This is a genomic window from Paraburkholderia flagellata, from assembly GCF_021390645.1.
Lineage (GTDB): Bacteria > Pseudomonadota > Gammaproteobacteria > Burkholderiales > Burkholderiaceae > Paraburkholderia > Paraburkholderia flagellata.
In genome coordinates, this window is record NZ_JAJEJT010000001.1 from 2,895,332 (window position 1) to 2,910,001 (window position 14,670).

Sequence of the window (14,670 nt, forward strand, 5' to 3'; positions counted from 1 at the left end):
TGACTGTGCTACGCGGACCCAGCCCATGCCAGGCCCGCTGCGTGCTCAAATGAGCGCCGATGCTTACTTCGCCTTCGCGCTGATGATCGCGTCGGCCACGTTACGCGGTGCTTCTGCGTAGTGCTTGAATTCCATCGTGTACGTTGCACGACCTTGCGACAGCGAGCGCAGCGACGTCGAGTAGCCGAACATTTCCGACAGCGGCACTTCGGCGCGAACGATCTTGCCGCCGCCAACCATGTCTTCCATGCCCTGGACGATACCGCGACGGCTCGACAGGTCGCCCATCACGTTGCCCATGTAGTCTTCCGGCGTTTCGACTTCAACAGCCATCATCGGTTCGAGGATGACCGGCTGCGCCTTGCGCATCGCTTCCTTGAACGCCATCGAACCGGCCATGCGGAACGCGTTTTCGTTCGAGTCAACGTCGTGGTACGAACCGAACGTCAGGTGAACCTTCACGTCGACGACCGGGAAGCCAGCCAGCACGCCTGCCTTCAGCGTGTCCTGAATACCCTTGTCCACCGCCGGGATGTATTCGCGCGGAATCACACCGCCCTTGATCTCGTCCAGGAACTCGTAGCCCTTGCCCTGCTCGTTCGGCTCGAGCGTGATGACCGCGTGACCGTACTGGCCGCGACCACCCGACTGCTTGACGAACTTGCCGTCCACGTCCTTCGCCGTCGCGCGGATCGTTTCGCGGTACGCAACCTGCGGCTTGCCGACGGTTGCTTCCACGCCGAATTCGCGCTTCATACGATCGACCAGAATTTCGAGGTGGAGCTCGCCCATACCCGAAATGATGGTCTGGCCCGATTCCTCGTCCGTCTGGACGCGGAACGACGGATCTTCCTGTGCCAGGCGGTTCAGGGCGATACCCATCTTTTCCTGGTCAGGCTTGGTCTTCGGCTCGACAGCCTGCGAAATCACCGGCTCCGGGAACACCATGCGTTCCAGGATGATCGGGTTCGCCGGGTCGCACAGCGTGTCACCCGTGGTCGCTTCCTTCAGGCCGACCGCAGCAGCGATGTCGCCTGCGCGAACTTCCTTGATTTCTTCACGGTTGTTCGCGTGCATCTGCAGAATACGGCCGAGGCGTTCCTTCTTGCCTTTGGTCGAGTTCAGCACGGTGTCGCCCGAGTTGACGATGCCCGAGTACGCGCGGAAGAAGATCAGCTGGCCGACGAACGGGTCGGTCATGATCTTGAATGCGAGTGCCGCGAACTTCTCGTCGTCGGCTGCGCGGCGCTCTGCCATTTCACCGTTTTCGAGTTCGCCCTTGACCGGGGGAATATCCACCGGCGACGGCAGGAAGTCGATCACGGCGTCGAGCATGCGCTGCACGCCCTTGTTCTTGAACGCGGTGCCGCACAGCATCGGCTGGATTTCGCAAGCGATGGTCCGGTCGCGGATCGCCTTGACGATTTCCGCTTCGGTCAGCTCTTCGCCGCCGAGGTACTTTTCCATCAGCTCTTCGCTGGCTTCAGCAGCCGACTCAATCATCTTTTCGCGCCACTCGTTGCACGTGTCAACGAGTTCTGCCGGGATGTCGACGTAGTCGAACTTCGTGCCTTGCGAGGCCTCATCCCAAATGATCGCCTTCATCTTCAGGAGGTCGACGACGCCCTTGAAGTTTTCTTCGGCGCCGATCGGCACCACGACCGGAACCGGGTTTGCCTTCAGGCGGTTCTTCAGCTGGTCGTAGACCTTGAAGAAGTTCGCGCCGGTACGGTCCATCTTGTTGACGAACGCGAGACGGGGAACCTTGTACTTGTTCGCCTGGCGCCACACCGTTTCCGACTGCGGCTGCACGCCGCCCACAGCGCAGTAGACCATGCACGCACCGTCGAGCACGCGCATCGAGCGCTCAACTTCAATCGTGAAGTCAACGTGGCCCGGGGTGTCGATGATGTTGATGCGGTGCTCGGGGTAGTTGCCGCCCATGCCCTTCCAGAACGCGGTCGTAGCAGCGGACGTGATCGTGATACCACGCTCCTGTTCCTGCTCCATCCAGTCCATGGTCGCGGCGCCGTCGTGAACTTCACCAATCTTGTGGTTCACGCCGGTGTAAAACAGAATGCGCTCGGTCGTCGTCGTCTTGCCGGCGTCGATGTGAGCGCTAATACCGATGTTACGGTAGCGCTCGATAGGAGTCTTGCGAGCCACTTTGATCCTCTATCAGGAGGTGCGCGCCGGATCGATCCCGACCGGGTTGATCCCAACGCGCCTGAACACAAACGGGCGAGGCGCTCGATAAGCGCACCCGCCCGGAATTTTTTCCGTTTTTGAGCAAACCCCGGTAGGGGCTTTCTCTTAGAAGCGGAAGTGCGAGAACGCCTTGTTCGCTTCTGCCATCCGGTGAACTTCGTCGCGCTTCTTCATCGCGCCGCCACGGCCTTCGGCCGCTTCGGAGAGTTCACCTGCCAGACGCAGAGCCATCGACTTCTCGCTGCGCTTCTTCGCGGCTTCACGCAGCCAACGCATCGCCAATGCCATACGACGCGAGGGGCGCACTTCGACCGGAACCTGATAGTTCGCACCACCAACGCGGCGGCTCTTCACTTCCACCACCGGCTTCACGTTGTTGAGCGCAACAGTGAACACTTCCAGCGGGTCCTTGCCACCCTTGGTCTGGATCTGTTCGAAAGCGCCGTACACGATGCGCTCGGCAACCGACTTCTTGCCGGAGAGCATCAGCACGTTCATGAACTTGGCTACATCAACGTTGCCGAACTTCGGATCCGGCAACACTTCCCGCTTGGGGACTTCGCGACGACGCGGCATGTTTCTTCCTTTAACTTTTCAGTTGAAGCGCGGGTGAATTCCTTGCGCTCCGCGGCCACCAACTAACCCGATTCATCCATTACGACTTACCAGCCTGGTCGGGTGACCACTTACTCGACAGCACCGGCCAATCCGGCACCTGTCGCTTTTATCGCCCGCTCTCGAAAAAGCGAGACGACGCTCGACTCTTACTTCGCAGCCTTCGCGCGCTTCGCGCCGTACTTCGAACGAGCCTGCTTACGATCCTTGACGCCCTGGGTATCCAGCGAGCCGCGAACCATGTGGTAACGCACACCCGGCAAGTCCTTCACACGGCCGCCGCGGATCAGCACAACCGAGTGCTCTTGCAGGTTGTGGCCTTCACCACCGATGTACGAAATGACTTCGAAACCGTTCGTCAGGCGCACCTTGGCGACCTTACGGAGTGCCGAGTTCGGCTTCTTCGGCGTCGTCGTGTACACGCGAGTGCACACGCCGCGACGCTGCGGGCAGTCCTGCAGGGCCGGCGACTTGCTCTTCGTAGCTTCCGAAGCGCGGCCTTTGCGAACCAGTTGATTGATGGTTGGCATTGTTTATTCCTGAAATTGAACAAAATCGACGCATTTATTTCCGGGCAAAGCGGAAATGCATGCGTGTCGAACTCCGGAATTCGGTAATTGACGTTAGTTTTCGTCAAATCATTTGACGAGCACGGACATCCCAAAGACCGGAACCCAGCATGATATTCCGAAAATACCAAGCAAGTCAACGGCTTGCGACATTTCGGACGACGGAGGAAGTGACAGCGCCGTGACAATCCGGCGGCGCCCGGAATACCCGGAGGGAAACCCCGCGCCTTATTCGTCGCCGACGACCTCGACGAGTTCCTCGCCGAAGCGTTCGAGCTTGCGCGCCCCGATGCCCGGAATGTCGCGCAACTCGTCCACCGACTCCGGGCCGTTGCGCGCGATTTCCGCCAGCGTGGCGTCGTGGAAGATGACGTAGGCCGGCACGCCTTCGCTCTTTGCGGTTTCAGTGCGCCACAGACGCAGGCGCTCCCAGCGCGAACGCTGGCGCTGGCTCATGCCAAGGGTCGGATCGGCGCGCTCGCTCGTGCGGCTCGACGACGTGCGCGTACGCGTGGGCTTCACGTAGCGGCGCATCGTCACATTCTGCTCGCCCTTGAGGACCGGCTTGCTCGCCTCGGTAAGCACGAGCGAACCGTAGCCGTCGTGGTCGACAGTGAGATAACCGAACGCCACCAGTTGCCGGAAGATTGCGCGCCATTCCGGTTCCGAAAGCGCCGAGCCGATGCCGAAGGTGGAGATTTTCTCGTGCCCACGCTGCAGGATCTTCTCGGTGCGATTACCGCGCAGGATGTCGATCAGGTGGCCGGCGCCGAAGTTGAAGCCGCTCGCGCGCTGGGCGCGGAACGCGCAAGAGAGTGCCATTTGCGCCTCACGCGTCGCGTCCCACGTGGCCGGCGGCTCGAGGCACGTGTCGCAGTTGCCGCACGGCTTGCTCTCTTCGCCGAAGTACGCGAGCAGCCGCACGCGCCGGCACGTGGCCGCTTCGCACAGGCCAAGCAACGCGTCGAGCTTGCCCGTCTGCACACGCTTGTGCTGCTCGTCGGCTTCGGACTCGTCGATCATCTTTCGCTGCTGTACCACGTCGCCGAGACCGTAGGCCATCCACGCATTGGCCGCCAGCCCGTCGCGGCCCGCGCGGCCGGTTTCCTGGTAGTAGCCTTCCACGCTCTTGGGCAAATCCAGATGCGCGACGAAACGCACGTCCGGCTTGTCGATGCCCATGCCGAATGCGATGGTGGCGCACATCACCACGCCCTCCTCGCGCTGGAACAGCTCCTGGTGCTTCTGGCGCACCTCGAATTCCATGCCGGCGTGATACGGCAGCGCACGAAGCCCCTGCCCTTTCAACCACTCCGCGGTTTCCTCGACCTTGCGGCGCGAGAGGCAATACACGACGCCCGCGTCGGTGGTGCCGTCAGCGCGCGTGTGTTCCGCGCGGATGAAGTCGAGCAGTTGCGAGCGCGCGTTGTCCTTCTCGACGATGCGATAGCGGATGTTCGGCCGGTCGAAGCTCGAGACGAACACACGTGCGTCGTCGAGCGCGAGCCGGTGCGCGATCTCGTCGCGCGTGATGGCGTCCGCAGTTGCCGTGAGCGCAATGCGCGGCACGTTCGGAAAGCGCTCGTGCAGCACCGAGAGCTGGATGTATTCGGGCCGGAAGTCGTGGCCCCATTGCGAGACGCAGTGCGCTTCGTCGATCGCAAAGAGCCCGATGCGCGTGCGCTCGAGCAGATCGAGAAAGCGCGGCGTCATGAGGCGCTCGGGTGCGACGTAAAGCAGGTCGAGATCGCCTTCGCGCAGCGCCCGCTCGGTAGCCGCTGCTTCAGCGCCGCTGAGCGTCGAATTGAGATAAGCGGCGCGTACGCCGACTTCTGTGAGCGCGGCGACCTGGTCCTGCATGAGCGCGATGAGCGGCGACACGACGATGCCGGCACCTAGCCCGGCTTCGTGCCGCACAAGTGCTGGAATCTGGTAGCAGAGTGACTTGCCGCCGCCGGTAGGCATGAGCACCAGCGAATCGCCGCCCCCTGCGACATGCTCGACGATTTCGGCTTGCTGCCCTCTGAACACGGGATAGCCGAAGACTTCGTTGAGGATTTCGAGGGAGCGGGACATGAAAGGCACGGGATTCGGAAGCGGTCGGCGCATTCTACCAACCGCGGCACGCCTCAAACCGCACTTCAAGCAACGTTAGCCGAAAGGTCGAGGCACCGCACCGGCTTTAGCAGCGCTTACGCAACTGGAAAGAAGAGACCCCGGAGGCTGCTCGCGCAGGCTGCGAACGCAGACAAACAGGGTGAAGTGGAGTTCGTCAGGCGGTTTGGTGCCGGCGCGCGATGCGAACCGCACCGACGATCGTCACGATGGCAACGACCGCGGCAACGATCGCGAAAACGCTGGCCCCGAAGAGCACGACGTTCGCGCCGACGAACATCAGCGAGCCGATCGTCAGCAACGCCGCGCCGCCCTTGACCCGGCCCGCCAGCAGCATGATGAAACCGATGATCAGGAACGCCCACATCACGAGGAAGGTCGCGAAGAAGTTCGCCGCAGATTGATTGCTGACGTGATGCAGTAGCTGCGAAAAGCTGGCGACACACGCCACCAGATTCAGGATGAGACCGACCCCGACCACCCACATGATTACCGCCTCCAGATTCAGATAAATGCCGCCAGTGTCGTACGTAAAGCCCCACACAGGCGGACGTGGCGCGCTACGTTAGCACGCCTGACCGATGTGCGCAGCGAGCGGCCCGGCACTGCGGCACGAGGCCGCAGGCGCGGGCGAGAAGCGCCAGTACCAATAAAAAAAGCCGCCCGGTGAATACCAGGCGGCTTTTGCGAGGGCACAAGACGGCTTTCGCCGCCCCACGCTTACTCGTCCGTCGTATGCGGCTGTTGCGGCTGCTCGACGGCCGGGGTTTCCGGCGTACCGAACTCGAACGCTTCTTCCGCTGCGATCTGGTCGAAACGCTCGCGATCCGACGATTCCTTCGCACGGCGCGCCTTGTGGAACGCGAGGCCCGTACCAGCCGGAATCAGACGGCCGACGATCACGTTTTCCTTCAGGCCACGCAGATCGTCGCGCTTGCCCATAATCGCCGCTTCCGTCAGCACGCGCGTCGTTTCCTGGAACGATGCCGCCGAGATGAACGAATCGGTCGAGAGCGATGCCTTCGTGATACCGAGCAGCACGTTCTCGTACGTTGCCGGGCGCTTGTCCTCGGCGTTCATCTTGTCGTTTTCGTCCAGCATGTCCGAACGCTCGACCTGCTCGCCCGGAATGAAGCGCGTATCACCGTTGTCGGTGATCTGCACACGACGCAGCATCTGACGCACGATCACTTCGATGTGCTTGTCGTTGATCTTCACGCCTTGCAGACGGTACACGTCCTGCACTTCGTCCACGATGTAACGCGACAGCGCTTCGATACCCTGCAGACGCAGGATGTCGTGCGGATCGGCCGGGCCGTCCACGATCATTTCGCCCTTGTTGACGACCTGACCGTCGTGGACCAGAACCTGCTTTTCCTTCGCGATCAGGAACTCGTGCTGATTGCCTTCGAGGTCCGTGATAACGAGACGCTGCTTGCCCTTCGTGTCCTTACCGAACGACGTCGTACCCGTGACTTCCGCCAGGATACCTGCGTCCTTCGGCGAACGTGCTTCGAACAGTTCCGCCACACGCGGCAGACCACCGGTAATGTCACGCGTCTTCTGTGCTTCGGTCGGGATACGTGCCAGCACTTCACCCACCTGCACCTGCTGACCGTCCTTCACGGTGATCAGTGCGCCGACCTGGAAGCCGATCTGCACCGAATGCTCCGTGCCCGGGATCTTCACTTCGTCGCCGTTCGCGTCGAGCAGCTTGACCTGCGGACGCACGCTCTTCGCAGCCTGCGAACCGCGGCGCTTCACGTCGATCACGACGAGGGTCGACAGACCGGTGACATCGTCGATCTGCTTCGCGACCGTCACGCCTTCCTCGACGTTCTCGAACTTCACCGTACCGCCGTACTCGGTGATGATCGGGCGCGTGAGCGGATCCCACGTTGCGAGTTGCGTGCCGGCCTTGATTGCCGCGCCATCGAGTTGCAGCAGCGTCGCGCCGTACGGCACCTTGTGACGCTCGCGCTCGCGGCCGTGATCGTCGGCAATGATGGCTTCGCCCGAACGCGAGATGACGACTTGCTCGCCCTTCGCATTCGTGACGTAACGCATCGTCGCCGTGAAGCGCACGGTACCGTTCGACTTGGCTTCCACCGACGAGGCCACTGCCGCACGCGACGCCGCACCACCGATGTGGAACGTACGCATCGTGAGCTGCGTGCCCGGTTCGCCGATCGACTGTGCAGCGATCACGCCGACGGCTTCGCCGACGTTCACGCGCGAACCGCGGCCGAGGTCGCGGCCATAACAGGAAGCGCACAGGCCATAACGCGTTTCGCAGGTGAGCGGCGTGCGCACGCGCACTTCGTCGATGCCGAGGCTTTCGATCGTTTCAACTGCGTCTTCGTCGAGCAGGTCGCCCGAAGCGTAGATCGTTTCCTGCGTTTCCGGATTGACGACGTCCGCCACCGCAACGCGGCCGAGAATACGGTCGCGCAGCGCTTCGACGACTTCACCGCCTTCCACGAGGGCCTTCATCGCCACGCCGTTCGACGTGCCGCAATCGTCCTCGACGACCACGAGATCCTGCGTGACGTCCACGAGACGACGCGTCAGGTAACCCGAGTTCGCGGTCTTCAGTGCCGTATCAGCCAGACCCTTACGTGCACCGTGGGTCGAGATGAAGTACTGCAACACGTTCAGACCTTCGCGGAAGTTCGCGGTAATCGGCGTTTCGATAATCGAGCCGTCCGGCTTCGCCATCAGGCCGCGCATACCCGCCAGCTGACGGATCTGGACCGCGGAACCCCGCGCGCCCGAGTCGGCCATCATGTAGATCGAGTTGAACGATTCCTGACGCGTTTCCTTGCCGTCGCGGTCGATGACCGGTTCCGTCGCGAGCTGCTCCATCATCGCCTTGCCGACCGCTTCCGACGTTGCCGACCAGATGTCGACCACGTTGTTGTAGCGCTCTTGCGCGGTGACGAGACCCGACATGTACTGACGGTCGTACTCCTTCACCTTCTTCGCTGCGTCGCCGACGATGGTTTCCTTCTGCGGCGGCACGAGCATGTCGTCCACGCAGATCGAAATACCGGCGCGCGTTGCCAGGCGGAAGCCCGACTGCATCAGCTGGTCAGCGAAGATCACCGTTTCGCGCAGACCGCACTTGCGGAACGCGGTGTTGATCAGACGCGAGATTTCCTTCTTCTTCAGCGGCTTGTTCAGCACCGAGAACGGCAGGCCCGGCGGCAGAATTTCCGACAGGATCGAACGGCCGACCGTGGTCGCGTACAGCGTGATCTTCGGCACGAATGCCGGTGCGCCTTCCGACTTGTCCTCGTTGTGGACCATTTCGGTAATACGCACGTTCACGCGCGAGGCCAGCTCGACTTCCTTGTTCTCGTACGCGCGGATCGCTTCCGACACGCCCGTGAACGTCATGCCTTCGCCCTTGCCGTTGATCGCTTCACGCGTGGCGTAGTACAGGCCCAGCACGATATCCTGCGACGGCACGATCGACGGATCGCCGTTGGCCGGGAACAGGACGTTGTTCGACGCGAGCATGAGCGTGCGCGCTTCCATCTGCGCTTCGAGCGACAGCGGAACGTGAACAGCCATCTGGTCACCGTCGAAGTCGGCGTTGAACGCCGCGCAAACGAGCGGGTGCAGCTGGATTGCCTTACCTTCGATCAGCACCGGCTCGAAAGCCTGAATGCCAAGACGGTGCAGCGTCGGTGCACGGTTGAGCATGACCGGATGTTCGCGGATCACCTCTTCGAGGATGTCCCACACCACCGGCGTCTGGTTCTCGACTTCCTTCTTCGCAGCCTTGATGGTCGTGGCAACGCCCATCGTTTCCAGCTTGTTGAAGATGAACGGCTTGAAGAGTTCGAGCGCCATCAGCTTCGGCAGACCGCACTGGTGCAGCTTGAGCGTCGGACCCACCACGATGACCGAACGGCCCGAGTAGTCCACGCGCTTGCCCAGCAGGTTCTGACGGAAGCGACCGCCCTTACCCTTGATCATGTCGGCGAGCGACTTCAGCGGACGCTTGTTCGCGCCCGTCATCGCCTTGCCGCGACGACCGTTGTCGAGCAGCGAATCAACCGCTTCCTGGAGCATCCGCTTTTCGTTGCGGACGATGATCTCCGGCGCCTTCAGCTCGAGCAGACGCTTCAGACGGTTGTTACGGTTGATGACGCGGCGATACAGATCGTTCAGGTCCGAAGTTGCGAAGCGGCCACCGTCCAGCGGCACCAGCGGACGCAGTTCGGGCGGCAGCACCGGCAGCACTTCGAGCACCATCCATTCGGGCTTGATGCCCGAACGCTGGAAGGCCTCGAGCACCTTCAGGCGCTTCGCGTACTTCTTGATCTTCGCTTCCGAGCCGGTGTTCTTAAGCTCCGTGCGCAACGTCTCGACCTGTTCGTCGATATTGATCGCGCGCAGCAGCTCGCGCACGCCTTCCGCGCCCATTTCAGCGCGGAATTCGTCACCGTACTCTTCGACCTTGTTGTAGTAATCCTCTTCGGTCATGATCTGCCGCGCCTTCAGCGGCGTCATGCCCGGTTCGATCACCACGTACGCTTCGAAGTACAGCACGCGCTCGATGTCGCGCAGCGTCATGTCGAGCACCATGCCCAGACGCGACGGCAGCGACTTCAGGAACCAGATGTGAGCGACCGGCGAGGCCAGTTCGATGTGACCCATGCGCTCGCGGCGCACCTTGGCGAGCGTGACTTCCACGCCGCACTTCTCGCAGATCACGCCACGGTGCTTCAGGCGCTTGTACTTGCCGCAAAGGCATTCATAGTCCTTGATCGGACCAAAAATCTTCGCGCAGAACAGACCATCCCGCTCCGGCTTGAACGTGCGGTAGTTGATCGTCTCCGGCTTCTTGACTTCGCCGAACGACCACGAGCGGATCTTGTCCGGCGAGGCCAGACCGATCTTGATCGCGTCAAAAACTTCTTCTTGTTGGACTTGCTTGAATAGATCGAGCAGAGCTTTCATTGCCTTCTCTCCGTAGTCCGATTAGTTGCGGTCGAGGTCGATGTCGATGCCGAGCGAGCGGATTTCCTTCACCAGCACATTGAAGGATTCCGGCATGCCCGCGTCGATCACGTGGTCGCCCTTGACGAGGTTCTCGTACACCTTCGTCCGGCCCGTCACGTCATCGGACTTCACCGTCAACATTTCCTGCAGCACATACGAAGCGCCATACGCTTCGAGCGCCCACACTTCCATTTCACCGAAGCGCTGACCACCGAATTGCGCCTTACCACCCAGCGGCTGCTGCGTGACGAGCGAGTACGGACCCGTCGAACGCGCGTGCATCTTGTCATCGACAAGGTGATGCAGCTTCAGGTAGTGCATGTAGCCCACGGTGACCGTACGCTCGAACATCTCGCCCGTGCGGCCATCGTACAGACGCACCTGGTTCTTCGAGGGCGTCATGCCGAGGTTCGTCGCGATCTCGTCCGGGAACGCCAGGTCGAGCATCTTCGACATTTCCTCTTCGGTCGCACCGTCGAACACCGGCGTTGCGAACGGCACGCCTTCGCGCAGGTTCTTCGCGAGTTCGAGGATTTCGTCGTCGCTGAAGCTGTCGAGGTCTTCCTTGTGGCCCGATTCGTTGTAGATCTTCGTGAGGAACTCACGCATCTCCGCAACCTTCGTCTGACGCTGCAGCATTTCGCCAATACGCCAGCCCAGCCCCTTCGCGGCCCAACCGAGGTGCACTTCGAGAACCTGACCCACGTTCATCCGTGACGGCACGCCGAGCGGGTTCAGCACGACGTCCGCCGGACGGCCATCGGCCATGTACGGCATGTCTTCGATCGGAACGATCTTCGACACCACACCCTTGTTACCGTGACGGCCTGCCATCTTGTCGCCAGGCTGCAGACGGCGCTTCACCGCGAGGTACACCTTGACCATCTTCAGCACGCCCGGCGGCAGTTCGTCGCCTTGCGTGAGCTTCTTGCGCTTTTCTTCGAAGGCCAGATCGAACTGGTGACGCTTCTCTTCGATCGAGTTCTTGATCGCTTCGAGCTGCGCCGCTGCTTCTTCGTCCGCGAGGCGGATGTCGAACCAGTGGTAGTGATCCAGATCTTCGAGGTACGCGCGCTCGATCTTCGTGCCCTTTGCGAGCTTCTTCGGACCGCCGTTCGCAACCTTGCCTTCGAGCATACGTGCGAGACGCTGGAACGCGTCGCCTTCCACGATACGCAACTGGTCGTTCAGGTCGAGGCGATAGCGCTTCAGTTCATCGTCGATGATCTGTTGTGCACGCTTGTCGCGCTGAATGCCTTCACGCGTGAACACCTGCACGTCGATGACCGTGCCGCTCATGCCCGAGGGCACGCGCAGCGACGTATCCTTCACGTCCGAAGCCTTCTCGCCGAAGATCGCGCGCAGCAGCTTTTCTTCCGGCGTGAGCTGGGTTTCGCCCTTCGGCGTGACCTTGCCCACGAGCACGTCGCCCGCTTCGACTTCCGCGCCGATGTACACGATGCCCGACTCGTCGAGACGGCCAAGCTGCACTTCCGCGAGGTTCGAAATATCGCGCGTGATTTCTTCCGGTCCAAGCTTCGTGTCGCGTGCAACGACATTCAGTTCTTCGATGTGGATCGACGTGTAACGGTCGTCAGCAACCACCTTCTCCGAGATCAGAATCGAGTCTTCGAAGTTGTAGCCGTTCCACGGCATGAACGCGATCAGCATGTTCTGGCCGAGCGCGAGCTCGCCCAGATCGGTCGATGCGCCGTCAGCCAGCACGTCGCCGCGCGCAACCTTGTCGCCCATCTTCACGATCGGACGCTGGTTGATGTTCGTGTTCTGGTTCGAACGCGTGTACTTGATGAGGTTGTAGATGTCCACGCCGACTTCACCGGCGACAGCTTCATCATCGTTCACGCGAATCACGATACGGCCCGCGTCGACGTAGTCGACCACGCCGCCACGCAGCGCCTGAACCGTCGTGCCCGAGTCGACCGCAACCGTGCGCTCGATACCCGTACCGACGACCGGCTTTTCCGGACGCAGGCAAGGCACGGCCTGACGCTGCATGTTCGAACCCATCAGTGCACGGTTCGCGTCGTCGTGCTCGAGGAACGGAATCAGCGAGGCTGCAACCGAGACGATCTGCGACGGCGCCACGTCCATGTACTGGATGCGGTCCGGCGTGACCATCAGCGTTTCGCCCGCTTCACGCGACGACACGAGTTCGTCGGTCAGCGTGCCGTCTTCAGCCACCGCCGCGTTCGCCTGAGCGATCACGTAACGGCCTTCTTCGATCGCCGACAGGTAGTCGATCTGGTCGGTCACCTTGCTGTCCACGACCTTGCGATACGGCGTTTCGAGGAAGCCGTATTCGTTCAGGTGCGCGTACAGAGCGAGCGAGTTGATCAGACCAATGTTCGGACCTTCGGGCGTCTCAATCGGACACACGCGGCCGTAGTGGGTCGGGTGCACGTCACGGACTTCAAAGCCAGCGCGCTCGCGCGTCAGACCGCCCGGGCCAAGTGCCGAAACACGGCGCTTGTGGGTGATTTCCGACAGCGGGTTGGTCTGGTCCATGAACTGCGACAGCTGCGACGAACCGAAGAACTCGCGAATCGCCGACGAAATCGGCTTCGAGTTGATCAGGTCGTGCGGCATCAGGTTTTCACTTTCGGCCTGGCCGAGGCGTTCCTTTACCGCACGTTCGACACGTACGAGACCCGCGCGGAATTGATTTTCCGCGAGTTCGCCCACGCAACGCACGCGACGGTTGCCCAAGTGGTCGATGTCGTCCACTTCGCCCTTGCCGTTGCGCAGTTCGACGAGGATCTTGATGGTCGCGAGAATGTCGTCGTCCTGCAGCGTCATCGGGCCGACGATTTCGTCACGGCCCACGCGGCGGTTGAACTTCATACGACCCACCTTCGAGAGGTCGTACGCTTCTTCGCTGTAGAACAGGCGGTTGAACAGCGCCTCGACCGCTTCTTCGGTCGGCGGCTCGCCCGGACGCATCATGCGGTAGATCGCGATGCGCGCAGCCATCTTGTCGGCGGTTTCGTCGATACGCAGCGTCGACGAGATGTACGGACCCTGGTCCAGATCGTTCGTGTAGAGCGTCTGGATGTCCTTGATCTTCGCTTCGCGCAGCTTCTCGAGCACGCTTTCGGTGATCTCGTCGTTCGCGTTCGCGATCACTTCGCCCGTGTCGCCGTCGACGACGTTCTTCGCGAGAACGCGGCCGAGCAGATAATCTTCGGGGACCGAAATGTAGGTCGTCTTCGCGGTTTCGAGGTCGCGAATGTGCTTCGCGTTGATCCGCTTGTCCTTCTGGACGATGACCTTGCCTTCGCGATCGCTAATGTCGAAGCGCGCGACTTCACCGCGCAGACGCTCCGGCACGAACTCCATCTGTGCGCCTTCCGGCATCAGCGTGAAGTTGTCGAACACGAAGAAGTTCGCGAGGATCTGTTCCGGCGTGAGGCCAATAGCCTTCAGCAGGATCGTGACCGGCATCTTGCGGCGACGGTCCACACGGAAGTACAGCACGTCCTTCGGGTCGAACTCGAAGTCGAGCCACGAACCGCGGTAAGGAATGATACGTGCCGAGAACAGGAGCTTGCCCGAGCTGTGCGTCTTGCCCTTGTCGTGTTCGAAGAACACGCCAGGCGAGCGGTGCAGCTGCGAGACGATGACACGCTCGGTGCCGTTGATAACGAACGAACCGGTCGGCGTCATGAGCGGAATTTCGCCCATGTACACTTCCTGTTCCTTCACTTCCTTCACGACCGGCTTGCTCGGCGATTCCTTGTCGAGCAGGACGAGACGGACCTTGGCGCGCAGCGCCGAGCAGTACGTCAAACCGCGTTGCTGGCATTCCTTGATGTTGAATGCCGGCGACGACAGCATGTAGCTGACGAACTCTAGACGAGCAAAGCCGTTATGGGAAACAATAGGAAAAACGGACGAAAACGCTGCCTGCAGACCTTCCGGTTTGCGTTGTGCGGTCGCCGTTTCTGCTTGCAGGAAAGTGCTGAATGATTCAAGCTGGGTAGCCAGCAGGAAAGGAACCTGGTGAACGATGGGGCGTTTCGCGAAACTCTTGCGAATACGCTTCTTCTCGGTGAAGGAATAGTGCATACGATCTCCGAATCACGGCGGGTAGGACGACCCGAGTGTTCACCGACTGAGACCCGATGGCTTC

7 protein-coding genes are annotated in these 14,670 nt (G+C 61.3%); all 7 read right to left on the reverse strand.

What is annotated here, in order from left to right:
* Positions 1-63: 63 nt before the first annotated feature.
* Positions 64-2,166, reverse strand: a complete 2,103-nt coding sequence (gene fusA / locus L0U83_RS13055) for an elongation factor G (protein WP_233883175.1) — start codon at positions 2,164-2,166, stop codon at positions 64-66.
* 147 nt (positions 2,167-2,313) lie between these two features.
* Positions 2,314-2,784, reverse strand: a complete 471-nt coding sequence (gene rpsG, locus L0U83_RS13060; protein WP_006053291.1) for a 30S ribosomal protein S7 — start codon at positions 2,782-2,784, stop codon at positions 2,314-2,316.
* Positions 2,785-2,972: 188 nt separating this feature from the next.
* Positions 2,973-3,353 (reverse strand): 30S ribosomal protein S12, encoded by a 381-nt coding sequence (gene rpsL, locus L0U83_RS13065; RefSeq protein WP_027797953.1) that lies wholly within the window; start codon positions 3,351-3,353, stop codon positions 2,973-2,975.
* A gap of 267 nt (positions 3,354-3,620) precedes the next feature.
* Positions 3,621-5,468, reverse strand: a complete 1,848-nt coding sequence (recQ, locus tag L0U83_RS13070) for a DNA helicase RecQ (RefSeq protein ID WP_233883177.1) — start codon at positions 5,466-5,468, stop codon at positions 3,621-3,623.
* Positions 5,469-5,664: 196 nt separating this feature from the next.
* Complete coding sequence (locus L0U83_RS13075; RefSeq protein WP_233883179.1) at positions 5,665-5,994, reverse strand: hypothetical protein; 330 nt, start codon at positions 5,992-5,994, stop codon at positions 5,665-5,667.
* 233 nt (positions 5,995-6,227) lie between these two features.
* The gene (gene rpoC / locus L0U83_RS13080) at positions 6,228-10,478 is read right to left on the reverse strand and encodes a DNA-directed RNA polymerase subunit beta' (protein WP_233883180.1); all 4,251 of its coding nucleotides are present in this window, start codon (positions 10,476-10,478) and stop codon (positions 6,228-6,230) included.
* Between the two features lie 21 nt (positions 10,479-10,499).
* Positions 10,500-14,606, reverse strand: a complete 4,107-nt coding sequence (gene rpoB, locus L0U83_RS13085; protein ID WP_233883182.1) for a DNA-directed RNA polymerase subunit beta — start codon at positions 14,604-14,606, stop codon at positions 10,500-10,502.
* Positions 14,607-14,670: the final 64 nt, after the last annotated feature.